The sequence below is a fragment of the Kocuria sp. CPCC 204721 genome (assembly GCF_040980945.1).
Classification (GTDB): domain Bacteria; phylum Actinomycetota; class Actinomycetes; order Actinomycetales; family Micrococcaceae; genus Kocuria; species Kocuria marina.
In genome coordinates this window covers 521293-546569 of record NZ_JAVKPO010000001.1, presented here as the reverse complement: position 1 = coordinate 546569, position 25277 = coordinate 521293, and the positions used below count along the sequence as shown (strand labels likewise).

The following is a 25277-nucleotide window of genomic DNA, read 5'->3' as shown; positions in this document are numbered from 1 at the left end:
AATGATCCACCGGCGCCGAACCTCCGGCACATCGTTCTAGGGAGCACCATGTCCACCGCGTTCGTTTCCGCCGGCGCCCCCAGCGCTCATCGTGATCTTCTCCCTGCTGGCGGGTCGCAACGCGCCCAAGTCATGGACCAACAAGGCGCCCGCGAAGGACGTCTCCCCCGCCGACTGACCGTTCCCCGCGTACCGGGACGCAGCGGCGTTGTCCGCCGTTCGCGTGAGCCCCGGATCCGGACCTGTCGGCGCGGTCCGCGCCGGTGTCACACCCGACGACGACGCCGCACCCCTCCCCGCTCGCGACGCACGCGTCTGCCCGTGGCGGGTCTGCGGCGCAACCGTGCCAGCGCACCGGGGCCGAGGTTCGCGGGGCCGGGCAGGCGCCACCCGAAACGGCGCGCGGGGACGCTGACCACGGCGCTGAGGACGATGGCCCCGGCCATACCGGCGGTCTCGTGACCCAGGCCCGCGAGCAGTGCCATGAGGCCGCTCGAGAGCAGGGCGCTCGTGGCGTAGAGGGTGTTCCCGCCGAAGATGGCGGGCAACCGGCCCACGGCGATGTCCCGGATCATCCCCCCGCCCACGGCGGTGACGACCCCCAGCAGGATGGCCGGTGGCCATGCGAGCCCGGCACCCAGGGCCTTGACGGTGCCCGTGGCGGCCCAGCACCCCACCGAGAGACAGTCGGCCACGAACAGGGCGCGCATCGTCCAGCGGTGACCGAAGACCATGAGGTAGGCGATCACCGCGCCGGCGAGCGCGGAGGTGAGGTAGGCGGGGTTGGTCAGCGCCACCGGGAAGCCCTGTTGCAGCAGCGTGTCCCGCAGCATGCCGCCGCCCAGTCCGGAGACGATGGCGAGCACCGTGAATCCCACGAGGTCCATGCGCAATTGGCGGGCCACGACGCCGCCCAGGATCCCGTTGGTCAGCACGCCCAGCAGATCCACGGCGCTGAAGACGGATGCCGCCTCGATGCTCACTGCGTGTTCTCCCGTCGACCCGTTGCGTGAACGGGGACCAGCATAGGGGCCGATCGGCGCACCGGGCGGCAACCGGCACGTCGATCGGTTCCGCGGGCGGGAATCCCGGCTGCCCGTGGTGCACCCCGTGCGAGTATCGGTGCACGTCAGAGCGGATCCGAAGATTCACCCGGGAGCAATCCACGGGTCACCCACGGCGCCGATCATGAGGTCATGACTCTTCAGAACGGCCCCTTGAACCGTCGTCAGCTCATGAGCGGGGCCGCCCTGGCCGCCGCCGTGACCGCCGTCCCCTCCGCCGCGCTCGCCCATGACAAGCCCTCTCGCGGGCCGGGGCTCGTGGTCGAGCGCCTCACCCTCCCGAGCGGGGTGGCCAGTGGCGACGTCACCTCCGACTCCGCCGTGCTGTGGGCACGATCCTCCGGCGCGGGACGCTTGCACGCCGTACTGCGGGCCACCGCGGCGGATGGCACCGTCCTGCGCGGGCGCCACGCCACCAAGCTGCACCTCGTGAGCGGGTGGGCCCACCCCGGGACCGACCACACGGCCAAGATCCTGGCCCGGAAGCTTCCCGCCGGAACCCGCTTCGACGTGACCTACCGTTTCGAGGACGGCTCCGGACGCATGGGTGAGCGACTCACGGGGTCGTTCACGACCGCCCCGGAGCGTACGAACCGCCGCGGTCAGTGCGCTCCCCAGTCCTTCGTATGGACCGCTGACACCGCCGGTCAGGGCTACGGCATCAACCCGGAGATCGGAGGCATGCGCGGTTATGCGGCAATGCATGCCACGCGGCCCGATTTCTTCCTGCACTCTGGGGACACGATTTACGCGGACAACCCCCTGGAGCCCACGCGCCAGGTACCGGGTGAACCGCTGTGGCGCAATGAGGTCACGGAGGAGGTCTCCAAGGTCGCCGAGACGCTTGCCGAGTTCCGGGGCCGCCACCGCTACAACATGATGGACACCAACCTGCGGGCCATGTACGCGGAGGTCCCCGTGATCGCGCAGTGGGACGACCACGAGACCACCAACAACTGGTGGCCCGGTGAGGTCCTGGACGACCCGCGGTACACGCAGGTCCGGGACGTGGACACCCTGGCCGCCCGCGGTCGGCAGGCGTGGCAGGAGTACATGCCCATCGCCGACTCCCGCGCATTGCGCCGCGGCACCGGTTTCGGGCCCGCGCGCATCCACCGCAAGATCGCCCGGGGCCCTCATCTGGACGTCTTCGCCCTGGACATGCGCACGTTCAAGAGCGAGAACACCAATGGGCTGGAGTCGCACGAGACGGAGATCCTGGGCGAGGAACAGACCCGGTGGTTGATCCACGAGCTGTGCCGGTCCCGGGCCACGTGGAAGGTCATCGGCAACGACCTCCCCCTGGGTCTGGTGGTCCCGGACGGGAAGGGACAGGAATCCATCTCCAACGCGAACCACGGTGCACCACTGGGCCGTGAGCTGCAGCTGGCCCGCGTGCTCAAGGCGATCAAGGACCACCGGATCAAGAACGTGGTGTTCCTCACCGGGGACGTGCACTACTGCGCGGCCCACCACTACTCTCCGGAGCGGGCGGCGTTCAAGGACTTCACGCCGTTCTGGGAGTTCGTGGCCGGGCCCATCAACGCCGGTTCCTTCGGCCCCAACCAACTGGACCGCACGTTCGGCCCCCGCGTGGACTTCCAACAGGCCGGTCCGCCCATGGGCTCCCCGCGCTCGGGCGAGCACCAGTACTTCGGACACGTGAACGTCGCGGGGGACGGCAGCGCGTTCACGGTGCGCCTCATCAACGCCAACGGCACCACGGTCTACACCCGCACGCTCACCCCGCAGCGGTGACCGCGCGGCACCAGCGGACACCCCGCTGGCGTGGTGTTCCGTGGTCCACGGATGCGCCAGGATAGGAGCATGAACGACACCCTGCCCGGTTACACCGTCCTGGACGGCCCGCCCACGATCCCGGACTACCTGACGCTGCGCCGTGAGGCGGGGATGAGCCGCAAGACCGAGGAACAGACCGCGGCCGGGATCGGCGGCGCGTGGGCGGCGATCCACGCGATCCACGACGAGTCCGGTGACACCGTGGGCATGGGCCGGGTGATCGGGGACGGCGGGTGGTACTTCCACGTCATCGACACGGCGGTGTTGCCGCCGCATCAGGGCAGGGGCATCGGCTCCGCGGTCCTGCGCGCGCTGCTGGATCGCATCCGCCGCGACGCACCGCCGGGCGCGTACGTGTCCCTCATGGCGGATGAGCCCGGGCGTCCGCTGTACGAGCGGCACGGGTTCGCGGACCCCGCGCCGCGGACCATCGGGATGAGCCTGTCCATGGATCGCGGCGCGCATGACTGAGCGTCCCCCCGCTCCGGGAAATCCGGGGTCCGCCCCACAGGACGACGACGCCGCCGTCCCGGGTCACGCCGTGTCAGGTCGCTCCGCCCCGCCCCCGTCCGACGCACCCACCGCACCCCGGTGGGACGCACCGTGCGGGCGGATCATCGGATGGCGGGACGGGCCAGTGGACCGGGCCACCGGAATCCGGTACGCGAGCGCGGGGCGTTTCGAGCGACCGCGGCCCGTCGCGGCGTCGTCGGCGGAGCTCCACGCGACCGAGCCGGCGCCCGCGTGCCCGCAACCGCCCATGCCGTTCCTGGACGACGTCGTGGGCAGCAACATCGGAGAGCTGCCCCAGGACGAGGACTGCTTGCGCGTCTCCGTGACCGTGCCCGCGAACACGCCGCCGGACGCCGGGCTGCCCGTGATGGTGTGGATCCACGGCGGGTCGTACGCATCCGGCGCGGGGGACGCGCCGTTCTACGACCCGCGCGTGCTCGTGAGCGAACAGCGCGTGATCGTGGTGAACGTGACGTACCGGCTGGGGCTGCTCGGTTTCCTGGGCGACGGCGCGGACATCCCCGCCAACCTGGGGTTGCTGGACATGATCACTGCCCTGCGCTGGACGCGCGAGAACATCGCCGCGTTCGGCGGCGACACCGCCAACGTCACGGCGTTCGGTCAGTCCGCGGGTGGGGACGCGGTCGCGCACCTCATGATCGCCGACGGCGCTCGGGGCCTGTTCCGCCGTGCCGTCATCCAGAGCGCGCCGTTCGGCCTATTGGCCGGGCGCGCCACGATGAGCGAGCTTATGGCGACGACCGCGAGCGCACTCGCCCGGGACGCGTCGCTCGATGACATCCGCACGATGCAACAGCGCGTGGCCAAGGCCGCTACGCGGTTCGGGCTCAAGGGGCAGATGCCGTTCGGACTGCAGTACGGTCACGACCCGATGCCACCCGAGGCCGACCTGGACCGCCACTGGTGTGAGGCCGCCCCACACGTGGAGGTCCTCGTGGGCAACACGACCCGCGAAGCCGCGCTGTTCACCGCGCGCATCCCCCCGCTACTCCGGCGGATGAACCACCCCCGCAAGTCCCGCGGCGTGGAGCGGATCCTGATCAGCCCGTTCACCCAGCGGCTCTACGGCCGAGGTGCCCGCCGGTTCGCGCAACGCCATGTCCGCTCGGGTGGCACGGGCGCACGCTACGAGTTCTCGTGGGGTGTGGGGCGCAGCCCGATCGCCGCGGCGCACATTTCCGAGCTGCCCCTGCTCTTCCCTGGCCCGGCATGGGAGCGCACCCCCATGGTCGAGGGACACACGTGGGCGGACGTTCTCGCCGACGGCGCTCGCTTGCGTCGCGCGTGGGCGGACTTCGCGCGGGGCGAGCCCGTCACGAGTGATTCCCGCGCCGGGCTGCGGGTGTTCCCGCCGGATACGGGTCGTGCCGCCTGAACAGGGTGGCTCGGGAACACGGGTCACTCGACGGCGTCGGGCGTGAACAGGTCCTCGATCCGACATTCGAACACGGCGGCGAGCCGGAACGCCAACGGGAGGCTGGGGTCGAACCGGCCGCGCTCGATCGAGATCACGGTCTGGCGGGAGACGCCCAGCAATTGTGCGAGGTGGGCCTGCGACCACGACCGGTCTCCCCTCCGCTCCGCGATCCGGTTGTCCACTAGGCCCCTCGCCTGTTGAGTACCGCGTAGCGGATGGCGGCATCAGCCATGACGAACACGAGCAACAGCACCAGGAGGGTCGATCCCGCGATCTCGAATTGCGTGAGGGCCAGGACGACGCAGCCCAGCCCGGCCACCACCAGGAAGTCGTGGAAGGCGCCCGAGGCCGCCTTCTCGTACCACTGGCCCTCCACGTTGTCCTCCGCGTGGGGATCGGACTTCACCGTGTATCGGGAGACGAACACGAACCAGGACAGGGCGAACATGGGCCCGGCGGTGCACACCGCGAAGATGCCGAACGCCATGAGCCGGTTCTCGTCGAAGAACCATGCGGCCACGCCACCCAGCGCCGCCGCGGCGAGCGCACCGGTGATGAGCATGGTGACATAGGCGGACGGGGGCGCCTTCATCCGGCGCTCTGTTCGAGTGGTCATGACTGCGATCCCTTCACCCGGTCGGAGCGGGGATACCGTTCCGAATGTCGATGGCTACAGTCAAGTGTGCTTGACACCCGATGTCAAGGGTGTTTGACATCCCGAGGTTCAACGCTTCGAGGGGTGTCCTCCGGGTCGACGGCGATGCCCGCGGCGCAGGCGATGTCACCGTAGATCCGCGCGAGGTCGTCCAGGGAGCTGTGGGCGTTGAGACCGCTGGGGTTGGGTGCCACGAACAGTTCGGTGCCCGGCCACGGTGAATCCTGCCGACCCGTGACGGCCTTGGGGCGGTCGAAGGCCGCGCGGTACGCGGTGATGCCGAGCACCGCAACCACGGCGGGATGCTCCGCGCGGACCAGTCGGTCCAGCCGCTGTGCCCCCTCGTGGAACTCCTCCGCGGTGAGCTCATCCGCCCGCGCAGTGGCCCGGGGACACACGTTGCTGATCCCGATCCCCCGGTCGGTCAGTTGCGCCAGCTCCTCCGGGACGTAGCCGTCGGCGGCGTTGATCAGGGTCGGGGTGATCCCCGCGCGGTGCAGCGCCGGGTAGAACCGGTTACCCGGCCGGGCGAAGTGCGCACCGGTCGCGGCGGTCCACAGCCCCGGGTTGATTCCCACGAACAACAGCCGCAACGGCTGGGGCAGCAGATCCGGGACAGTGCGATCCCGGTAGGAGTCGAGTTCGGCGCGTGAGAATCCCATGGTGGATCATGCTAGGCCGCAGCACCGACGGCCCGGATGGATGGCGGAGCACAGCTGGCGCACTCGGAGCAGAACGTCCCTCCGTCGAGTCGGGGGGCGCGGCTTGACCACGCCTCCAGCGAAGCCGACAGCGCGGCGGGAATATGCTCCTTCGACGACGCGGAGCAGGCAGCGCTGCGGGAACCCACCCCGCCGACGACGCAGCCCGGAACGGCGGGAGCGGGCCGGGTCGGAACCAGTGCGCGTCACGTCCCCGGCGGCGTCGGCCCCGTGGATGGCAGACGCCCCGTGCACACGGCCGCCGCACCGGCGAGGATCACAAGGCCCATCCCGATGATCTCCGCAGGGCCCAGCACCTGCCCCAGGATCACCCAGCCCACCAGAGCGGCGACGGCCGGTGCCAGGCTCACCAGGATCGAGAACGTCTCGGCGGCCAACCGACGCAGTGCCGCGAGTTCGAGGGCGTAGGGCAGCGCCGAGGACAGCAGCGCCACCGCGAGCCCCACGAGCAACACGCGCGGCTCGAGCAGCGCCGCTCCACCGCTCGCGATCCCGAAGGGCGCCGCAAGCACCGCGCCCACCACCATGGCCCATGCGAGCCCCTGGGTCCCCGGGAAACTGCGCCCCGCCTGCCGGGACATCAGGATGTACACGGCCCACATCGCGGCCGCAGCCATGGCAAAGAACACACCCGCGAGGTCGGGGACCCCTGAGCCCGGGCCCACACCGTTCAGCAGCACGACACCCGCGAGCGACAGGGCGGCCCACAGCACCCCGCTCCACTTCCGGGACAGCACCACGGACAGCGCGAGCGGTCCGAGCAGTTCGATGGTCACCGCGATCCCGAGCGGCAATCGCGCGATCGCCTGGTAGATCAACAGGTTCATCCCACCGAGGGCCACCCCGAACGCCAGCACGACCCCGATCGTGTGCCGCGTGAGCCCCGCCGGGGAGGGTCGCACGACGGCGCACAGCACCACCGCGGCAAGGACCAGTCGCAGGAACACGGCACCCGTGGCGCCCACGTGGTCGAACAGGCCCACGGCGATCGCCGCGCCCGTCTGCGTGACGAACGCCGCGGCGACCACGAGCAGCACGCCCTGCGCGGACGAACCACCGCTCTCGCGGGCCGTCGGGGAGGTCGAGGGATTCACGGCGTCCACGCTACGCGGTACCCCGCGGTACCGGGTCAGCTCGCGACGACGCCGCTGCGCTCGCGTCCCGCGCGGGTGTCGAGTGCCCGGGTGCCCCGGTTGCGATCCCGGGCCAAGGCGATGATCCAGATCAGCAGGGTCACGGCCGCGAGGCCGAACGCCGCGGTTCCCACCACCTGGGACGCGGGTCCACTGGAGGTACGGGCCACCCCGATCCACACGAGCGCCCACACCACGGCCGCGGTCACGGTGAAACGCGGACCCGGGAGCCGGGCGGAGACGGCGGTGAGGAGCACGCAGCCATGCGGCGTTGAGCACTATGGACACCCCGGCGAGCCAGCCGATCCGGCGCTCCCGCGCGTTCGTTGCGACGCTCCACAGCCATTGCCGCACGGTGTAGGGGAACAGGCCCACGTAGATCACGGACCAGATGGAGAACGCGGTGCCCGCGGGAGCGATCAGAGTTGCGTCCGTGTCCAGGGCTCCGCCGGCGGTGTTCGCCACGGAGGTCCCGATCACTCCGACGCCCACGAGTGTCCCGACGATGCAGAACACCCCGCTTAAGGTCACGAAGACACAGCGGCCGAGGTCGGAGCGCATCCGGGGTGCTCTTTTGGTCGTGGAGTTTCAACCCTACGGATCGCGCGGGATCAGCGGTCGGTGAGCAGGAACGTGCGCAGCGCGGAGATGACCTCGTCCGGGCGGTCCGCGTGCACCCAGTGGCTCGCACCGCGCACCGTGGTCCGCACCGTGCGCGGGAACAGCGCGCGCATCGCGGGGACGTCGCTGTCCTGGACGTAGTCGGAACGCTCCCCCGCGATCCACAGCACGGGCCCCATGAAGGTGCGCCCTGCGACGTCGTCCGCGGGCCAGTCCCCGATGGCGCCGAGCTCGGCATGGAGCAGGCCCAGGTTGGGCTGCCACCCGAAACCGCCGTCCCGGTGGCGCAGGTTCTGGAGGAGGAAACCGCGCACGTGGTCCTCGGGGATCTCGGGGCGCAGCGCGGCGTCCGCCTGGGAGCGGTGGCTGACGTCGCTCAGGTCCAGGCGCTGCAGGGCGCCCAGCAGGTGCTCGAAGTCGCCCCGCCCGGCACCGGACTCCTGCGCACCCACCGGGGAGATGTCCACGACCACGAGCCGGCGCACGAGTTCCGGGTGACGCAGGGCCAGGATCATGGCGACCTTGCCGCCCATCGAGTGGCCCACGACGTCCACGGGACCGTCCGCGGCGAAGGACTCACGCAGCTCGGCGGCCACGGTATCCGCCATGGCTGCGTAGCCGAAGCTCTCGGTCCAGGCGGACTCACCGTGGTTGGGCAGGTCCACGAGCAAGCTGCGGAACTCGGGTCGCAATCCCTTGGCGATGTTCGTGAAGTTCTTGCCGCGGCCGAAGAGCCCGTGCAGGAACACGACGCGATGCTCGCCGTCTCCCACGAGCGTGGTCTTCACGAGGGGTTTCTGGTCCTGGGGCACGGGCCCAATCTACTGTGCGCGCCCACCGCGCCCCAAAGCGGACACCGCCCCGCACGCGGCGTGGATGCCGGGTACGGGGCGGTGGATCCGGGACGTCCCGGATGAGGACGGATCAGTTCTGCGAGCCCTTGAGCCGTTCGATGTGCTGGGACGCCTCCGCCTTGGTGAGATCCGCGGGCAGTTCCTCCCCGGCTTGCTTGGCGAGGGTGTCCAGGTAGGACTTCTGGGACGCGGTCATGGGCTCATCGCCGCTGACCCAGGTCGAGGGGTCCTTCTCGAGGGACGAGTCCTGAGCGTCACCGGTCGCACCGATGGTCTCGCCCTGGGGCGCGCCATTGGTCTCTCCCTGCGGAACGCCGTTGGCGGCCTGGTCGGGCAGGGCACCGTCCGGGGTGCCGTTCTCGAGCGGGGGCTGTCCGCCCTGGGGGTCCTGTGCGGGGGTTTCGGTCATGACTGCTCCTTCGCTGGGTCTCGCGCCGGATCACCGGATGTCGTGGTGTCGACGCTAGCCCCCGCTCCGCCTCCCCGCGAAGATGTTTCGCTCACGGCGCGCAAGGTCCCACCGCTCGTACCGATCCGCAGCGGGTGGTCACCGCACGATGCTGCGGGTGCTCCCGTCCTCGCGCCGCGTCCAGCCCTTGGCGTCCAGGTGTTCGAGCAGCGGTACGGCCACCCGGCGCGTGGTGCCCCACGCCTGCCGCGCCTGGCTCGTGGTGAAGGGCTGGGGCAGCCGCGCGAGCTCGCGCATCGCGAGCGCGGGCGCGGTTGGCAACAGGACGACGTCGCCGGGTAACCGCAGCACCCGACCGAGCCGCTGCGCCGCCGCCAATTCTCGCGGGCCGAGGCGCAACTCCTGCAGTTCGTACGCCTCCGGTGCCGCGAACGGATCCGCACGCAAGCGCTTCTCGAGCGCGGTGATCGCGGCCTCCGCGGCACCGAGTCCGCCGCCGCGACCGGGGACCGTGATGTATCCGTCCTGCTCCGTGAGCTGCGCCCGGGCCACGAGCATGTCCAGGAGCCGTCCGCCGGGTTCGCCGAGCGCTGTGCGGGCCGCGCCCCGGGGCAGTCCCGGGGCCAGGGGGTCGCGCTCGTGCGCGGCCTCGACCGCCGCTCGCAACTGCGTGGCCCACTCCGTGAGCCGGGGCACGTGGATCCACCATCCGTCCGCCACGACGACGTCGCCGGAGGGCGTCTCGTCCGCCGCGAACCCCAGCAGCCGCAACCGCTCGGTGCTCACCGCCCCGTACTTGACGGTTTCCGCCACGGGGTCGCCGTGGTCGGCGATGCCCGCGAGCCGAGCGGCCTCCCGGGCGGCCGCACCGCGCCGGTCCAAGGTGGGCGGGTCGACGTCGAGCACACGTGCACCCCCGACCGCGACCTGCGCCCCGGGACTGCGCAGCACGAGCCGGTCCCCCGGCACGAGGGTCATCTCGTGGTCCAGCTGCAATCGGGCGTGATCGGCATCGAGCGGTCGCAACCGAGCGCCCACGCCGGCCGTTCCCGCGTGCACCACGATCTCGGCGGGCAGTTCGTCGAACGGAGCCCCCCGCTCACGGCGGACCTCGATGACGCCCGCGCTCGGCCACGCGTCCGGGGTCACGAGCACGTCCCCACGGTGGATCGCGTCCTTGCTCGTGCCCCGCAGGTTCACGGCCACGCGGTGGGTGGGTCCGATCCGCGCCACGGAATCATTCTGACTCTGGATCGAGCGCACGGTGACCTCTTGCTTTCCCGTTCGACCGCGCAGGGTCAACCGGTCACCCGTGTGCAGGGTCCCGGCGGTCAGGGTCCCTGTGATCACGGTCCCGGCACCGGAAATCGTGAAGGCCCGGTCGATCCACAACCGGATCCTGGCGTCCGGGTCCGGGCCGGGCACGCGGGAGAGCACCGCGTCCAGCGTGTCCCGGAACTCGTCGAGTCCGGTTCCCTCCCGCGCCGAGACGGCCACGGCGGGAGCGTCCGCGAGACCCGTGTGGGCGAGCTCCGCGCGCGCCCGCGCCACGACGTCGGCCACCCGCTCCGGAGCCCGGTCCGCCTTGGTCACCACGATCATCCCGTACTCGATCCCGAGAGCAGCGACCGCATCCCGGTGGTCGCGGGACTGGGCCTGCCAGCCCTCGTCCGCGGCCACCACGAAGCACACCACCGGAGCCGGGCCCACACCGGCAAGCATGTTGCCCAGGAACCGCTCGTGCCCGGGGACGTCCACGAACGCCACATGCCTCCCCGAGGGCAGCTCGGTCCACGCGAACCCGAGGTCGATCGTGAGCCCTCGTCGCTTCTCCTCGTCCCACCGATCCGGTTCGATCCCCGTGAGTGCTCGGACCAGGGTGGACTTGCCGTGGTCCACGTGACCGGCCGTCGCCACGACGTACATCAGCCCACCTCCGCGAGCGCCGCGCGCACGGCGGCGAGCAGGTCAGCGTCCCGCTCCTCGGGGACGCAGCGGGGGTCCACGAGGCACGCGCCGTCGTGCACGCGCGGCAGCACGGCTGGCGTGCCGAGACGCAACGGGCGCGCGGCGGCCTCCGGGAGCCGCACGGCCCAGCCGGGCAGCGGGACACCGGGAGCACCACCCCCACCCACGCGACCATCGTGCTCCACGACGCGGGCTCCCACCGCGGCGGCCAGGGCCTCCGCGCGCTCACGCACGCGCTGCGGGTCCGCGTGCAGGGCGCTCGCGACGGGGGTGGGACCGCCCCGCAGGGTGGCCTCAAGGGCGGCGAGGGTCAGTTTGTCCGCGCGCACGGCCCGGGCCAGTGGGAAGCGCGCAAGGTGGCGGATCGTCTCGGTGCGCCCGAGCAACAGACCCGCCTGGGGCCCGCCGAGCAGCTTGTCCCCGCTCGCGATCACGGCGTCCGCGCCGGCCTCGAGCGCTTCCGACAGACTCGGCTCGTGGGGCAGCGCGGGATCCGGCGTGAGCAGGCCGCTACCCACGTCCACCACGAGCGGCACCCCGTGCTCGTCCGCGAGCGCCCGCAGCTCCCCGAGCGGCACCGAGGACGTGAAGCCGTCCACCCGGAAGTTGCTGGGGTGGACCTTGAGGATGCACCCGGTCTCCGGACCCATGGCGTCCCGGTAGTCGGCGTGGTGCGTGCGGTTGGTGGTCCCCACCTCGCGCAGCCGCGCACCCGTGGATTCCATGAGGTCGGACAAGCGGAACCCGGCACCGATCTCCACGAATTCGCCCCGGCTGATCAGGACCTCGCGCCCAGCGGCCAGCGCGGTCGTGGCGAGGACCAACGCCGCGGCACCGTTGTTGACGATCAGCGCATCCTCGGCGGCGGGGCACGCGTCGAGCAGTGCCTGCCGCGCGGCGACACCCCGGCCGGAGCGCTGCCCGGTGGTCAGGTCCAGTTCCACGTCCACGTAGCCGGAGGCGTCCTGCAGGGCCTGGCGGGCGGCATCGGAGAGCGGAGCGCGGCCCAGGTTGGTGTGCACCACCACGCCCGTGGCGTTGAGCACCGGGGTCAATGAAGACGCGCCGCGCGCCGAGAGCTCGGTGACGACGGCGCTCGCGACGTCCTCGGGCGCGATCTCCCCCGCGCGTGCCCGGGCCTGCGCGGCCGTGATCGCGACCCGCACCGCCGCGGCCCCCAGCCCGGCTCCCACGGACCCGATGCGAGGATCCGCGAGCAACCGGTCGGTGCGGGGGATGCGGCTGCGGGGATCCGCTGCACTCACGGCAACTCCTCGGGATCTGTGGCGGGCGAGTGCTCAAGAAGTGGCGGAGGCGGACGGGAATCGAACCCGCCAGACCGAGCTGCTCGGTCTCACCGGTTTTGAAGACCGGGGCGCCCACCAGGACACGTACGCCTCCGGGAGCGAATGTATCACCGCACTCGGACGCCCTCGGTCGTCATAACTCAGTAGCCTGTCCGTCCCCACTCCTAGACTGGACGCATGACTCCCGAAGCCGCCCGCCCGTCCACGACCTCGCACCCGTCCGGGACCGGGATCGGCCGTCTCACGAGCTACGCCCACGGCGGTGGCTGCGCCTGCAAGATCCCGCCGGGCGAGCTCGAGGACGCCGTCAAGGGACTCACGGGTCAGGACTCCCCGGACGTCCTCGTGGGCCTGGACGACGGCGACGACGCCGCGGCCGTCCTCGTGCGCCCCGACCTCGCGGTGCTCTCGACCGCCGACTTCTTCACCCCCGTGGTGGACGACGCCCGCGACTGGGGCCGGATCGCCGCGGCGAACGCACTGTCCGACATCTACGCGATGGGCGGCGCCCCCGTGGTCGCGATCAACCTCGTGGGCTGGCCCCGTGAACTGCTGCCCATGAGCCTAATGTCCGAGGTGCTGCAGGGCGGTCTGGACGTGGCCGCGCTCGCGGGCTGCCCCGTGATCGGTGGGCACTCGATCGACTCCCCCGAACCCACGTATGGCATGGCGGCCACCGGTACCGCGGATCCCGAACGTCTCATGCGCAACGACGCCGCCCGGCCGGGTCTGCCCATCACCCTGACCAAGCCGATCGGGGTGGGACTGCTCAATAACCGGCACAAGACCACGGGCGAGGTGTTTACTGCCGCGATCGAGACCATGACCGCGCTCAATAAGGATGCCTCCCGCGCAGCCCTTGCGGCCGGGGTGCGTGCGGCCACGGACGTGACCGGTTTCGGTCTGCTGGGCCACCTGTACAAGATGTGCCGGGCCTCCGGGGTGGCCGCCACGCTCGACGCCTCCGCAGTTCCGCTCGTCGACGGCGCCGCGGACGCCCTGCGGGACGGTTTCGTCTCGGGTGGTACCCGCCGCAACCTGGACTGGGTGCGCCCGTTCCTGTCCGCGGGATCGGGAATCACGGAGGACCAGCTGCTCCTGCTCGCGGATGCCCAGACCTCGGGCGGACTGCTCGTGGTCGGGGAGGTCCCCGGCTATCCCGTGATCGGGGAGACCACCGAGGTTCCCGCCGACGGTGACGCGCTCATCACCGTGCGCTGAGCGCGTCGTTCAACTCAACCCATTGCGCGAACCGTTCATCCGACCGGTTGCGAGACGGCCTGCGCGGTCGTCCCGGGCATGTGTTCGCACGTGAGCGGGGCAGCCCCCCGCCACGGCAGACTCAACCGGCGGTTGTGATCGAATCGTCGATGATCCCGGCGGCGCGGCGCTTCTCGAGCCGGTTGCGCTGCGGGATCACGGTGTACCGGGGGTCCTTCACGGATTCCTTGCCGGCCCAGAACACACCCCAGCGCGTGAGCGCGGAGGACGTCATGAGGGCGAGCCCCGAGGCTGCGGCGACCCAGCGGCGTCGTCCGCCAAGCAGAACGCCCGCGCCACCGATGACCGAGAGCCGTTCGCTCCACGTGAGCCACGCACCGGGCTTGCCCTGTTCGAGCGGCTCCACGGAGACGGGGTCCATGGCACCCTTCATGACGTGCATGGCCGCGAGCTCCCCCGCGACCCCGGCCACCGCGAAGAACCGCGCGGGACCGGTCTCCGCCACGGGCGTGGTCACGAGCGCAAAGCCCCCGGACGCCAAGGACGCCGAGCTGACGAACACGAACGGCAGGTGCGCGTGCATCTCGTGCCATGTGGGCACTGCGGTGTCCCCGAGCAGCACGGCGGTGTAGGCCGCGAGCGGCGCTCCGAGAACGCCGGAGGCCACGCTCGTGGGCAGCTCGAGCGCGTGCAGCACCGGGCGCAGGGGGCCGAGCGGGAGGCGTTCATCCGTCATCCGGTCCACCTCGATCGCGGCGGCCACGCCCGCGTTGGTCGCGAAACCCGCAAGCAACCACGAACCCAGGCTCATGGGCGAGGTGGGCTTGACCGTGCGCATCATGTGCAGGAACCGTTCGGGGCGCCCGAGGTCCGCGACGAGCGCCACGGTCCCGAGGCTCGCCGCTCCCAGTGCACCCAGGCGACCGTTGCGACGCAGTGCGGGCCGGTCCGTGAGGTAGCCGCCCAGGGACAGCAGCGCGGAACCACCCGCGAGACCGCCCAGGAAGAGGTAGGACGCGATCTTGGAGTCCCACGGCGGGGCCTTGACGATCGGGCGGCCGTAGTAGGACGTGAACTCGGGCTCCGGCACCACGGGCACTTCGCGGGAACCGTCACCGCCACCGCGGCGGAAGGCTCCCCCGCCCGGGGTGCGGTTCTTGCGGCGTCGTTTGCCGCGCGGCTCCTGCGGCGGACGGTAGGCGTCGTACGGGGAAATGCTCATGAGCGATCACCCGCCGTGAACGCGACCGCGCCGAGCGCCAGCATGCCCACCATGGCCATGCCCGCACGCTTGAACATGCGCGGCAGGTCCGCCGTGGGGACGCGGGGATCCGGCGGCAGGCCGTACACCTCGGGCTCGTCGAGCAGCAGGAAGATGGACCCGGTTCCGCCCACGCCGTCCTTGGGGTTGGCGCCGTAGAGCCGCGCCTCGGTCTTGCCCTGCTCGTGCAACTGGGCGACGCGCTTCTGGGCCGACTCGAGCATGGTCTCGCGCTCGCCGTACTTGATGGACGTGGTGGGGCACGCCTGCGCGCACGCCGGGGTCTGGTCGTCCTTCATACGGTCGTAGCACAGCGTGCACTTCTGGGCGATCCCGTCCTGGGGGACCTTCACAGTGTCCGGCATGGGTGCCGCACCGCGCTGGGTCTTGGGCTCCACGAGACCGTCGTCGCGGCGCTCGATCACGCCGAACGGACAGCCGGCCACGCACGTACCGCAGCCGTTGCAGATGTCCTCCTGGACCACCACGGTGCCGTACTCGGTGCGCAACAACGCGCCCGTGGGGCACACGTCCAAACACCCGGCGTGGGTGCAGTGCTTGCACACGTCCGAGGACATGAGCCACCGGAAGTCCGGGGTGTCCAGGACCGGGGAGTCGCCGTCCTGCGCGGTGGATGCGCCGCCGGTCGTGGCCGCGCTCCCGCACCCCCCTCCCCCGGACGAGCACCCGCAGCCACCGGACGCGGGTTCAGCCGACGACGACGCCGCGGGCGGACCCACGCGGGGCATCCCCAGGTCCACGAGCGCCCGCCCGGATTCCCGGGCCTGCTCGATGCGGTCCCGCGACTGCTCGATGAATGCCACGTGCCGCCACGTGTCCGCGCCCAGGCCGCCCGTGTTGTCGTACGAGGAACCCAGCAGCTCGTAGTCGGAGTCCGCGGGGTTGCGGTTCCACTCCTTGCACGCGACCTCGCACGCCTTGCACCCGATGCAGATGGAGGTGTCCGTGAAGAACCCGCGGCGCTCGTGCGGATGATCCCAGTGGGAGTCGTCCGCGAACCTGTCAGTGGGTGTCATCCGATCCGTGCTCACTCGTCCTCTTCCCGTTCCCGCACCGCGGTGCCGGCTCCTCGGGCCGTGGAACGCCCCGCGGACTGGCCCTCGCCGTGGGGACGCTTCGGATCCTCGTTCAGTTCCCGCTGCGGATCGGTGATCCGCTCGTTGCCGGTCCGGACGGTGAGCCCGGCCCGCTCCTGGTACTCCTCGATGAGCGCGATGCGTTCGGCACCGCGCGGCCGGCGGCCGGGGCGGATGTCGCACGAACCCGTCTTGAAGTTCTGGATCTGGACGTTCGGGTCCAGGGTGATCCCCAACAGGTCGTTGGCGGCGTCACCGCTGACCACGGCGTCCTTGCCCACGGCCCAGTGATAGGGCAGCCCGATCTGGTGCACGGTCTGCCCGCCCACCCGCAGCGGCGTCATCCGGTCGGTCACCAGGACCTTGACCTCGATGGCCGAGCGCGGCGAGATGATCGTGGCCCATCCAAAGGGCTCCAACCCTTGCTGTTCGGCGAGCTCCGGGGAGATCTCGCAGAACGCCTCGGGCTGCAGTTCGGACAGGTACGGCAACCAGCGGCTCATGCCACCGGCGGTGTGGTGCTCGGTCAGCCGGTACGTGGTGAACACGTACGGGTAGACCTCGCTGCCGGGCGCGCCCGCACTCGGTGCGGAGAGGTTGTCCTTGCGGGGGAACATCACGCGGGCCGGGTTCTGCTGCTGCGAGTACAGCGCATTGGCCACCGGCGACTCCTGGGGCTCGTAGTGGGTGGGCATGGGCCCGTCCACGAGACCCTTGGGGGCGTACAGCCACCCCTTGCCGTCCGCCTGCATGATGAACGGGTCGTCGCCGTGCAGCGAGGCCGCGCCACCGAGCTCCGGGTCAGGCCGCGCGCCGGGATCCTTGTCCACCGGGAAGTCGGGCACGTCCTTGCCGGTCCAGCGCCCGGACTCCTCGTCCCACCACACGAGCTTCTTCCGCTCGCTCCACGGCTTGCCCTGGGGGTCCGCCGAGGCGCGGTTGTAGAGGATCCGTCGGTTCGCGGGCCAGGCCCACGCCCACTTGGAGGCGATCTCGTCCTGCTCGCGCCCGGGAACCCGGTCCGCGGCGTGGTTCACGCCGTCCGCGTAGATCCCGGTGTAGATCCAGCACCCGCCGGACGTGCTGCCGTCCGCCTTCATCTGGGTGTAGGAGGACAGCGGCTTGCCCGCATCGGGGCCGGTCTCGAACCGGCCGTTGATCTCCGCGAGCACGCTCTCGGGATCCGGCTCACCTTCCTCGGTCAGCGGGTAGTCCCACGTGAGGTCCAGCAGGGGCCGGTCCCGGGGATCCGTGGACTCCGCCAACCGGGTGCGCAGTCGCCGGCCCAGGTCGTAGAAGAAGTCCAGCTCGCTCTGCGCGTCACCCGGCGGGGAGACCGCCTGGTGGCGCCATTGCACGAGACGCTGGGTCTGTGTGAACGATCCCGACTTCTCCACGTGGGTGGCCGCGGGCATGAAGAACACCTCGGTCTGGATGTCCTCCGTCTTCAGCTCGCCGGACTCGATCTCGGGTCCGTCCTTCCACCACGTGGCGGATTCGATCATGTTCAGATCGCGCACCACGAGCCACTTGAGGTGGGACATGGCGGTGCGCTGCATGCGGCCGTTGGACGATCCCACCGCGGGGTTCTGCCCCAGCAGGAAGTACCCGTCCACCTTGTCCTCGAGCATGGCCATGAGGGTCTGGTACGTCCCGTGCGGACCGTTGATCCGCGGCATGTAGTGGTACGCCCAGTCGTTGTCGTCGCGCGCGGCGTCCCCCCACCATGCCTTGAGCAGGTTCACGGTGTAGGCGTCCGCGTCAGCCCAGTAGCCTTTCTGCGTCTTGGACCCGATCGTGCCCAGGTACTCGGTGAGCGAATCGGACTCGACCGAGGGCATGGGCAGGTAACCCGGCAGCAGGTTGAACAGCGTGGGGATGTCCGTGGAGCCCTGGATGGACGCGTGCCCGCGCAGTGCCATGACGCCCCCGCCGGGACGACCCACGTTGCCGAGCAGCAACTGCAGGATCGCGGCCGTGCGGATGAACTGCGCGCCCAGCGTGTGGTGGGTCCACCCCACGGCGTACGCGAAGCACGTGGTGCGCTCGCGTCCCGAGTTCTCGGTCACGGCACGGGCCAGGTACTCGAAGTCCGCGGCGGAGATGCCGCACACCTCCTCAACCTTCTCCGGCGTGTAGCGCGAGAAGTGGCGCTTCAGGATCTGGAAGACCGTGCGGGGGTCCTGCAGGGTCTCGTCGCAGCGCGGTTCGGACGCACCCGTGGGCGCGCCGCCGCTGCCGAACTTGTCGCCGCCGGCTTCCTCGCGTTCCTCGTCGCCCTGTTCGTGCTTGTCGGTGCCGTCACCGGCGTCGTCGTCCTCGTCGTCGTAGGCCCACGACGAGAGGTCGTACGCGCCCTTCTCGACGTCGTAGCCCGAGAAGATCCCGCCGAGGTCCTCGGTGTCCTCGAAGTCCTCGTTGATGATCGTGGCGGCGTTCGTGTAGGACACCACGTAGTCGTGGAACCACAGGTCGTGCGTGAGAACGTAGTTGATCAGCGCACCGAGCAGGGCGATGTCCGAGCCCGCCCGGATGGGGACGTGCTTGTCCGCGACCGCAGAGGTGCGCGTGAAACGCGGATCCACGTGGATGATCTTGGCGCCGCGCGCCTTCGCCTCGGAGACCCACTGGAATCCCACGGGGTGGCACTCGGCCATGTTGGATCCCTGGATCACGATGCAGTCGGCGTTCGCCATGTCCTGCAGCGACTGGGTGGCGCCGCCGCGGCCGTACGAGGTTCCCAGACTGGGAACCGTGGCGGAGTGTCAAATCCTGGCTTGGTTCTCGATCTGTACGGCACCCGCTGCGGTGAACAGCTTCTTGATCAGATAGTTCTCTTCGTTGTCCAGCGTGGCCCCGCCCAGGGACGCGATGCCCATGGTGCGGCGCAGCGGACGGCCCTGCTCGTCGGTGTCCTGCCAACCGCGGCGTCGGGCTTCCAGGAAACGATCGGCGATCATGTCGATCGCGGTATCCCGGTCCAGGGGCTGCCACTCGGCGGCACCCGGGGCGCGGTAGAGCACCTGGGTCTGACGGCCCGGGGAGTTCACGAGCTGCTCGCTCGCCGACCCCTTGGGGCACAACCGACCGCGGGAGATCGGGGAATCCGGATCACCCTCGATCTGGACCACGCGCTCGTCCTTGACGTAGACCTTCTGGCCACACCCCACCGCGCAGTACGGGCACACGCTCTGCACCACGCGGTCCGCGCTGCTGGTGCGCGGCGTGATCTCACGCGTGCGCTGTGATTGCACCGCGGAACTGCGGCCGGTGTGATCCCCGGTCCGGAGCTGGCGGATGACCGGCCACTCGAGCGGGCTGAATCGGGACATACCTCAAGAATAGACCGTTTACCGCGCGCGTCCAGGTGTCAGGTGTGTCGCGACGGCGACGACCCGCGCGGCCCTCGCGGCGGCATCGGTCCGGGTCACGCCGGGATTCGGCCCGCACGGCGACGACCCGCGACGACCGGGGGCCACACGGGCCACCCGGACGCCACGGGTCGTCGGTGGTCTGCGACGGCGTGTCGCGTCAGCGCTCGTCCATGGGGTCCACGGTCTGGTCCGCGCCGTCCCGCAACGAGCGGTTGACCTCGCGGTCGGCCTGCGGGTCCTGCACGAGGGCCTCGACCTCAGGGTCCTGGGTCTCGGAGGTGGTATCGAGCTCGGGGATCGTCTCCTCCTGCGCCACCTGCTCCACGTCGGCTTCCTCGGGGTGGGTCAGGGGATCCTCGTCGGCACCCCACTGGGCGTCGTCCTCCTCCCACGCGGAGTCCTCGTCACCGGTGGTGCCGATCAGTTCGTCCTCGCGGAACGTGTCGTCCGAGGCCTCGGGGTTGTCGAGCGGGTTGGGGTCCGGGATGGGCTGCGTCATGGGTTGCTCCTTGCCAGGTTCTCGACGAGCGCGCTGTCACGCGCACGGTCAGACTACGGTGCGGCGGCCCCGCGCCTCCACCGGACCCCCGGCCGCTTCACGCGCAGCGGACCGCTCCGGGGCGGCTCACACGAGCGGCCACGGGTAGCGCATGCCGGAGCGGTCCTCCGGGAGCCTGCCCAGCAGCGCGAGCGCACGGGCACGACGACGCAGCGCCCCTGTCTCCTCGGTCGTCAACAGCTCGGCCACCTCCGGCGGTGCGCCGTTCTCGGCGAGCGCCGCGATGTCCGACACGAGTTCCGGGGGCAGCGGGTCGTGCGCGAACTCCCAGATCACGGTGCGCAGCTTGAACGCCGCGGCGAAGCACAGGCCGTGGTCGATCCCCCAGATCCACCCGTCCGGTCCGCGCAGGACGTGGCCGGACTTGCGGTCCGTGTTATTGGTGATCACGTCGAACGCGGCCATGGTGCGCAGCGCCGTATGGGTGTCCGGGTGGTCCTCCACGATCGTGAAGTAGTGCTCCCGGGGGTCCGCGGCCACGAACAACTGCAGCGATCCGGTCCCGAACGGGGCGTCGTCCCGGATCACGGTGAGCGGGACGATCCCCCATCCGAGCGCCTCGCTGAGCAGGTACGCGGCACGCTCCCGGCGGTACAGACCCGGCGGGAAGTCGTGCAGGGGCCGCTCCCCGAGCTCGGGTTTGTAGATGGCCCAGCATGCCGTGTCCGAATCCGGCGGACCGAACGACGCGCCGTCGTGGGCGGCGTGGTCGGGGTCGGGCGCCGGGACGGGTGCGTCGGCCGGAGCGGCGTTGTCGCCGGTCGCGAGTGCCGAGCAGGCCGCGGCGGCGGGGTCGGGGACCGCGCCGGTACGAGCGTCGCCGTCGGTGCCGGTGGCCGATTGCGACGCCGGCGCGCGCACCTCCACGAGGAACGTCTCATTGCTGCTGCGCGCGAGCTGCCCGAGCAGCGTGATCTCCCCCGTGCGCAGCAGCTCGTCCGCTCGTTCGGCCCTCACGACGCCGCTCTCACGACGACGCCGTCCCGCCGCCCCCGCGCCCGCTCCGGGTCGCGCCGGACCGGCCCGTCACGACGCCACCAGCTCCCGCAAGGAATCCCGCGTGGAGTTGACCGTGAGCACCACGGGATTCGTGTCGTCGCCGGAGGGCTCATCCGCACCGTCGGGCGCCGCGGGATAGGACAGCACCGAGATCGAGCACGGCCCCACGCTGAGCCGCTGGAAGTTGTCCAGGGGCGTGCCCATCGCGTGGGCCAGCAACCCGCGAATGGGGTCCGCGTGGGAGAAGCACACCACGGTCCCACCGGGGTGGAACGTGCACAGGCGCTGCACGGCATCGACCATGCGCTGCTGCATCTCGGGGAAGCTCTCCCCGTCCGGGAACCGGAACGCGGAGGGGTTGTGCTGCACGGTGCGCCACTCGGGCAACCGGTTGAGGTCGTTGAGCGCGCGCCCCGTCCATTGCCCCACGTCGAGCTCCAGGAGCGCGGGGTCCTCGCGGACGGGCAGACCCAGCAGCTCGGCACTCGGCTGGGCGGTCTCCCGCGCGCGTTCGAGCGGCGAGCTGTACAGCGCGCTCACGGGCAGTTCCGCAATCCGCTCGGCCGCGGCGCGCGCCTGCTCCCACCCCTGCTCGGACAGGTGCAGTCCCGGGGAACGCCCCGGCAATAGCTCACCCGTCGTGGGGGTGCGGCCGTGACGCACGAGCAGGACGGTGGTCGATCCGCGGGAGTCGCTCATGCTTCGTCAGCCTAGAACGCACCCGCCCTCGCGTCACGGGCCCCGCCCCGCACGGCTCCCCGCCCGTCACACGGCGTCACCGAACCGCCCCGGGGGCTCGACGCCGCCGCCTGCCGGGCGTAGCGTGACGCGCGTGAACGCCCAACCTGACATCCGCACCCTGGGTGACCTGCGCGCGTCGGGTCATGAGCTGAAATCCCTGCGCCGGGAGATCCGCGACAACTTGCTCGCGGCGCTCGCCGCGGGGGAGAACCCGTGGCAGGGACTGCACGGCTTCGAGCGCACCGTGATCCCCCAGTTCGAGCGTGCGCTGATCGCGGGGCACGACGTCGCGCTGCTGGGTGAACGCGGCCAGGGCAAGACCCGCTTGCTGCGCACCCTGCCACGGCTGTTGGACGAGTGGACGCCCGTGATCGCGGGCTCCGAACTCAACGAACACCCCTACGAACCGCTCACCGCCGAGTCCACCGCGCGGATCGCCGCGGAGGGTGACGACCTACCGATCACGTGGCGCCATCGCGACGAGCGTTACGTGGAGAAGCTGTCCACCCCGGACACGTCCGTCGCGGACCTGATCGGGGACGTGGACCCCATGCGGGTCGCGGAGGGGCGGCGGCTCGGGGACCCCGAAACCATCCACTACGGGCTGATCCCGCGCGCGAACCGCGGGATCGTGGCGCTCAACGAACTACCTGACCTGGCCGAGCGCATCCAGGTGGCCCTGCTCAACGTCATGGAGGAGCGGGACATCCAGATCCGCGGCTATGTGCTGCGCTTGCCGCTGGACGTCATGGTCGTGGCCTCCGCCAACCCGGAGGACTACACCAACCGCGGCCGGATCATCACCCCGCTCAAGGACCGCTTCGGGGCGGAGATCCGCACCCACTACCCGCTCGAACTCGAGGACGAGATGGCCGTGATCCGCCAGGAGGCCGAACTCACCGCCGAGGTCCCCGACATCATCCTGGAGATCCTGGCCCGGTTCACACGACAACTGCGTGAATCCAGCGCGGTGAACCAGTCCTCGGGTGTCTCCGCGCGCTTCGCGATCGCGGGAGCTGAAACCGTGGCGGCCGCCGCCCGGCACCGCGCCACGGTGCGCCCCGGTGACCCCGCCGTGGCCCGGCTCGTGGACGTGGACGCCGCGGTGGCCGTACTCGGCGGGAAGGTCGAGTTCGAATCCGGTGAGGAAGGCCGCGAGGACGACATCCTGGAGCACTTGTTGCGTACCGCGACCGCCCAGGCCGTGCGGGAACACTTCCGTGGCTTGGATCTCTCTCCCCTGGTCGCCGCGTTCGACGGTCAGCGCACCATCACGACCGGCGAACGCGTGGGCGCCCAGGAGTTCCTCGACGCCCTGCCCGCCCTCGAGGTCTCCGAGCTCTACGACCGGTTGGCCGAACGCGTGGGCGGTGAGGGGCCCGGGTACCGCGCGACCGCCGTCGAACTCGCCCTCGAGGGGCTGTTCCTGACCCGGAAGCTCTCCAAGGAGTCCGGCGACGGGGAAACCGTCTACGGATAGGCCTCCCATGCGCACACCCCGGCATTCTTCACGGTACGGTCGTTACTCCGGCGGCCCCGATCCCCTGGCCCCACCCGTGGACCTCGGGGAGGTCCTGGACGCCGTGACCGAGGACGTCATGGCCGGCTACTCCCCCGACCAAGCCCTGCGCGAATTCCTGCGCCGCGGCGGGCGCAACCAGCGCGGACTGGACGATCTGGCGCGCCAGGTGCATCAGCGGCGTCGGGACCTGCTGAGCCGGCACCGTCTGGACGGCACGGTGCAGGAGGCCAAGAAACTGCTCGACCGCGCGCTGCGCGAGGAACGCGATCAGTTCCTGCGGGACGCGCGCATGGATCCCACGGACCGGCAGTTCCGGGAGATGCGCCTGGACGCCCTGCCGTCCTCCACCGCGGCGGCCGTGACGGAACTGTCCGACTACGACTGGCAGTCGGACGCCGCACGGCGCAACTACGAACAGATCAAGGACCTGCTGGGCCGCGAACTGCTCGAGCAGCGCTTCGCGGGGATGAAGAACGCGCTGCAGAACGCCACGGACGAGGACCGCGCCGCGGTCTCCCGCATGCTCGAGGACCTCAACGAGCTGCTCGAGAAGCACGCCCGCGGCGAGGACACGCCCGAGGACTTCGAGCGGTTCATGAACCGGCACGGGGACCAGTTCCCCGAGAACCCGCAGGACATCGACGAGCTCATCGATGCCCTGGCCGAGCGCTCCGCCGCCGCGCAGCGCATGATGCGGTCCATGACCCCGGAGCAGCGCGAGGAGCTCATGGCGCTGTCCGCACAGGCGTTCGGCTCCCCCGAACTGATGTCTCAACTGGACCGCCTCGACGCCGCACTGCAGGGCCTGCGTCCCGGGTTGGACTGGTCCGGCTCCGAGCAGTTCGAGGGCGATCAAGGCCTCGGTCTCGGGGACGGGACGGGTGTGCTGCAGGACCTCGCGGACCTGGACGCCCTGAGCGAGCAGCTGTCCCAGTCCTATGCGGGTTCCACGCTCTCGGACCTGGACGTGGCCGCGCTGGCCCGGCAACTGGGCGACGACGCCGCCGTCGCCGCGCGCACGCTCACCGAGCTTGAGCGCGCCATGCGGGACAGCGGCTACCTGCGCCGCGGCACGGACGGCGAATTGCGGTTGTCCCCGCGGGCCATGCGCAAGCTCGGCAAATCCCTGTTGCGCGACGCCGCCGGGAGACTCTCCGGTCGCAGTGACCGCCGGGACACCCGGCTCGCCGGGGCCGCCGGTGAGCAGACCGGCTCGTCCCGCCCGTGGCAGTTCGGGGACGTGGAACCGTGGGACGTGACCCGCACGGTGACCAACGCGGTGACCCGCACGGCGGCGTCGGGCGCGGACCCGAGTGCGGGTCTGCGGATCGACGTCCAGGACATCGAGGTGCGCGAGACGGAGGCGCGCACGCAAGCGGCGGTGGCTCTGCTCGTGGACACGTCCTTCTCCATGGCGTTGAACGGGCGCTGGGTCCCCATGAAGCGCACGGCGATCGCCTTGCACCAATTGATCTCCACCCGCTTCCGGGGTGACGCACTCGAACTCATCACGTTCGGCCGCTACGCCCAGACGATGGACATCGGGGAGCTGACCGCGCTGCCCGCGTGGCACGAACAGGGCACCAACCTGCATCACGGCCTGCTGCTCGCGCAGCGCTTCTTCCGCAAGCACCCCACCATGCACCCCGTGCTGCTTGTGGTCACGGACGGTGAGGCCACCGCCCACCTGGAACCCGGCGGCGAGGCATGGTTCATGTACCCGCCCGATCCCGAGACCCTACGGCTCACCGTGGCGCAGCTGGACGCCGTGGCCCGGCGCGGCACCGAGATCACCCTGTTCCGGCTGGGGGACGACCCCGGACTCGTCCGCTTCATCGCGGCGCTCGCGCGCCGGGTGCGCGGTCGGGTGGTCGCCCCGGATCCCGAGGACCTCGACGCCGCGGTGCTGGGCGAATACATGCGTTCACGCTCCCGGAACGGCTCCTGGGGTGGGTCGGGTGACAGCTTCGCGGACGACGACGCGTAACGGTCTTCGGGACGAATGCCCTGGTCGCGGGC

The 25277-nt window shown here is 70.9% G+C and carries 22 protein-coding genes and 1 tRNA gene; 6 read left to right on the top strand and 17 right to left on the bottom strand.

Features of this window, described 5'->3' with window-relative positions; all coding sequences use genetic code 11:
- Positions 1-266: 266 nt before the first annotated feature.
- On the bottom strand, positions 267-983 hold the full coding sequence (locus RF637_RS02615; RefSeq protein ID WP_368844074.1) for a trimeric intracellular cation channel family protein: 717 nt from the start codon (positions 981-983) through the stop codon (positions 267-269).
- A gap of 213 nt (positions 984-1196) precedes the next feature.
- On the opposite strand from RF637_RS02615, the gene RF637_RS02610 reads away from it, so the two are divergent.
- The 3 genes from RF637_RS02610 to RF637_RS02600 all read left to right on the top strand — a co-directional run bounded on the left by RF637_RS02610 (position 1197) and on the right by RF637_RS02600 (position 4773).
- Positions 1197-2822, top strand: coding sequence for an alkaline phosphatase (locus RF637_RS02610; protein WP_167543739.1), 1626 nt, complete (start codon positions 1197-1199; stop codon positions 2820-2822).
- A 69-nt stretch (positions 2823-2891) separates the two neighbouring features.
- A complete protein-coding gene (locus RF637_RS02605) occupies positions 2892-3335 on the top strand; it encodes a GNAT family N-acetyltransferase (RefSeq protein WP_144997895.1) in 444 nt (147 codons plus the stop codon).
- Positions 3328-4773, top strand: coding sequence for a carboxylesterase family protein (locus tag RF637_RS02600; RefSeq protein WP_368844073.1), 1446 nt, complete (start codon positions 3328-3330; stop codon positions 4771-4773). Before RF637_RS02605 ends, RF637_RS02600 begins: the two co-directional genes overlap by 8 nt.
- 23 nt (positions 4774-4796) lie before the next feature.
- On the opposite strand, the gene RF637_RS02595 is transcribed toward RF637_RS02600, so the two are convergent.
- From RF637_RS02595 to RF637_RS02550, 10 genes are all read right to left on the bottom strand, one after another.
- Entirely contained in the window at positions 4797-4997 is a 201-nt protein-coding gene (locus RF637_RS02595; RefSeq protein WP_064846036.1) for a helix-turn-helix transcriptional regulator, read from the bottom strand.
- Entirely contained in the window at positions 4997-5431 is a 435-nt protein-coding gene (locus RF637_RS02590) for a hypothetical protein (protein WP_144997891.1), read from the bottom strand. The genes RF637_RS02595 and RF637_RS02590 overlap by 1 nt, the downstream gene beginning before the upstream one ends.
- An 83-nt stretch (positions 5432-5514) precedes the next feature.
- Positions 5515-6132, bottom strand: a complete 618-nt coding sequence (locus RF637_RS02585; RefSeq protein WP_085107121.1) for a mismatch-specific DNA-glycosylase — start codon at positions 6130-6132, stop codon at positions 5515-5517.
- A 245-nt stretch (positions 6133-6377) separates the two neighbouring features.
- Positions 6378-7286 carry a DMT family transporter gene (locus RF637_RS02580; protein ID WP_368844072.1) on the bottom strand — a complete coding sequence of 303 codons (909 nt, stop codon included), beginning with the start codon at positions 7284-7286 and terminating at the stop codon, positions 6378-6380.
- 35 nt (positions 7287-7321) lie between these two features.
- Entirely contained in the window at positions 7322-7582 is a 261-nt protein-coding gene (locus RF637_RS02575; protein WP_368844071.1) for a hypothetical protein, read from the bottom strand.
- A 354-nt stretch (positions 7583-7936) separates the two neighbouring features.
- The gene (locus tag RF637_RS02570) at positions 7937-8758 is read right to left on the bottom strand and encodes an alpha/beta fold hydrolase (protein WP_064846031.1); all 822 of its coding nucleotides are present in this window, start codon (positions 8756-8758) and stop codon (positions 7937-7939) included.
- Between the two features lie 112 nt (positions 8759-8870).
- A complete protein-coding gene (locus tag RF637_RS02565) occupies positions 8871-9071 on the bottom strand; it encodes a DUF3072 domain-containing protein (RefSeq protein WP_231885531.1) in 201 nt (66 codons plus the stop codon).
- A 276-nt stretch (positions 9072-9347) separates the two neighbouring features.
- Entirely contained in the window at positions 9348-11135 is a 1788-nt protein-coding gene (gene selB / locus RF637_RS02560; RefSeq protein ID WP_368844070.1) for a selenocysteine-specific translation elongation factor, read from the bottom strand.
- Positions 11135-12442, bottom strand: coding sequence for an L-seryl-tRNA(Sec) selenium transferase (gene selA / locus RF637_RS02555; RefSeq protein WP_368815010.1), 1308 nt, complete (start codon positions 12440-12442; stop codon positions 11135-11137). The genes selB and selA overlap by 1 nt, the downstream gene beginning before the upstream one ends.
- A 41-nt stretch (positions 12443-12483) precedes the next feature.
- A tRNA-Sec gene (locus RF637_RS02550) sits at positions 12484-12578 on the bottom strand.
- An 83-nt stretch (positions 12579-12661) separates the two neighbouring features.
- Here RF637_RS02550 and selD point away from each other — a divergent pair.
- Complete coding sequence (selD, locus tag RF637_RS02545) at positions 12662-13705, top strand: selenide, water dikinase SelD (protein ID WP_368844069.1); 1044 nt, start codon at positions 12662-12664, stop codon at positions 13703-13705.
- A gap of 121 nt (positions 13706-13826) precedes the next feature.
- On the opposite strand, the gene nrfD is transcribed toward selD, so the two are convergent.
- The 6 genes from nrfD to RF637_RS02515 all read right to left on the bottom strand — a co-directional run bounded on the left by nrfD (position 13827) and on the right by RF637_RS02515 (position 21694).
- Positions 13827-14927, bottom strand: a complete 1101-nt coding sequence (nrfD, locus tag RF637_RS02540) for an NrfD/PsrC family molybdoenzyme membrane anchor subunit (protein ID WP_064846027.1) — start codon at positions 14925-14927, stop codon at positions 13827-13829.
- Positions 14924-16003, bottom strand: coding sequence for a 4Fe-4S dicluster domain-containing protein (locus RF637_RS02535; protein ID WP_035965484.1), 1080 nt, complete (start codon positions 16001-16003; stop codon positions 14924-14926). Before RF637_RS02535 ends, nrfD begins: the two co-directional genes overlap by 4 nt.
- 11 nt (positions 16004-16014) lie before the next feature.
- On the bottom strand, positions 16015-19395 hold the full coding sequence (fdh, locus tag RF637_RS02530) for a formate dehydrogenase (RefSeq protein WP_231885519.1): 3381 nt from the start codon (positions 19393-19395) through the stop codon (positions 16015-16017).
- A 199-nt stretch (positions 19396-19594) separates the two neighbouring features.
- Complete coding sequence (locus RF637_RS02525; protein WP_035965408.1) at positions 19595-19936, bottom strand: hypothetical protein; 342 nt, start codon at positions 19934-19936, stop codon at positions 19595-19597.
- Between the two features lie 126 nt (positions 19937-20062).
- Positions 20063-20953 carry an SCO1664 family protein gene (locus RF637_RS02520; protein WP_368844068.1) on the bottom strand — a complete coding sequence of 297 codons (891 nt, stop codon included), beginning with the start codon at positions 20951-20953 and terminating at the stop codon, positions 20063-20065.
- 69 nt (positions 20954-21022) lie between these two features.
- The gene (locus RF637_RS02515) at positions 21023-21694 is read right to left on the bottom strand and encodes a histidine phosphatase family protein (protein WP_368844067.1); all 672 of its coding nucleotides are present in this window, start codon (positions 21692-21694) and stop codon (positions 21023-21025) included.
- Between the two features lie 133 nt (positions 21695-21827).
- Here RF637_RS02515 and RF637_RS02510 point away from each other — a divergent pair, with 133 nt between their 5' ends.
- Both RF637_RS02510 and RF637_RS02505 read left to right on the top strand, forming a co-directional pair.
- A complete protein-coding gene (locus RF637_RS02510; RefSeq protein WP_368844066.1) occupies positions 21828-23216 on the top strand; it encodes a sigma 54-interacting transcriptional regulator in 1389 nt (462 codons plus the stop codon).
- Between the two features lie 7 nt (positions 23217-23223).
- On the top strand, positions 23224-25245 hold the full coding sequence (locus tag RF637_RS02505) for a hypothetical protein (protein ID WP_368844065.1): 2022 nt from the start codon (positions 23224-23226) through the stop codon (positions 25243-25245).
- Positions 25246-25277 lie beyond the last annotated feature (32 nt).

Bases quoted from the DNA above. Each gene is read 5' to 3' on its own strand.
- RF637_RS02600 (WP_368844073.1), top strand. From the start codon at position 3,328: ATGACTGAGCGTCCCCCCGCTCCGGGAAATCCGGGGTCCGCCCCACAG.
- RF637_RS02515 (WP_368844067.1), bottom strand. From the start codon at position 21,694: ATGAGCGACTCCCGCGGATCGACCACCGTCCTGCTCGTGCGTCACGGC.
- RF637_RS02535 (WP_035965484.1), bottom strand. From the start codon at position 16,003: ATGACACCCACTGACAGGTTCGCGGACGACTCCCACTGGGATCATCCG.
- nrfD (WP_064846027.1), bottom strand. From the start codon at position 14,927: ATGAGCATTTCCCCGTACGACGCCTACCGTCCGCCGCAGGAGCCGCGC.
- selB (WP_368844070.1), bottom strand. From the start codon at position 11,135: ATGTACGTCGTGGCGACGGCCGGTCACGTGGACCACGGCAAGTCCACC.
- RF637_RS02590 (WP_144997891.1), bottom strand. From the start codon at position 5,431: ATGACCACTCGAACAGAGCGCCGGATGAAGGCGCCCCCGTCCGCCTAT.
- RF637_RS02585 (WP_085107121.1), bottom strand. From the start codon at position 6,132: ATGGGATTCTCACGCGCCGAACTCGACTCCTACCGGGATCGCACTGTC.
- selD (WP_368844069.1), top strand. From the start codon at position 12,662: ATGACTCCCGAAGCCGCCCGCCCGTCCACGACCTCGCACCCGTCCGGG.
- RF637_RS02525 (WP_035965408.1), bottom strand. From the start codon at position 19,936: ATGACGCAGCCCATCCCGGACCCCAACCCGCTCGACAACCCCGAGGCC.
- RF637_RS02610 (WP_167543739.1), top strand. From the start codon at position 1,197: ATGACTCTTCAGAACGGCCCCTTGAACCGTCGTCAGCTCATGAGCGGG.
- RF637_RS02605 (WP_144997895.1), top strand. From the start codon at position 2,892: ATGAACGACACCCTGCCCGGTTACACCGTCCTGGACGGCCCGCCCACG.
- RF637_RS02505 (WP_368844065.1), top strand. From the start codon at position 23,224: ATGCGCACACCCCGGCATTCTTCACGGTACGGTCGTTACTCCGGCGGC.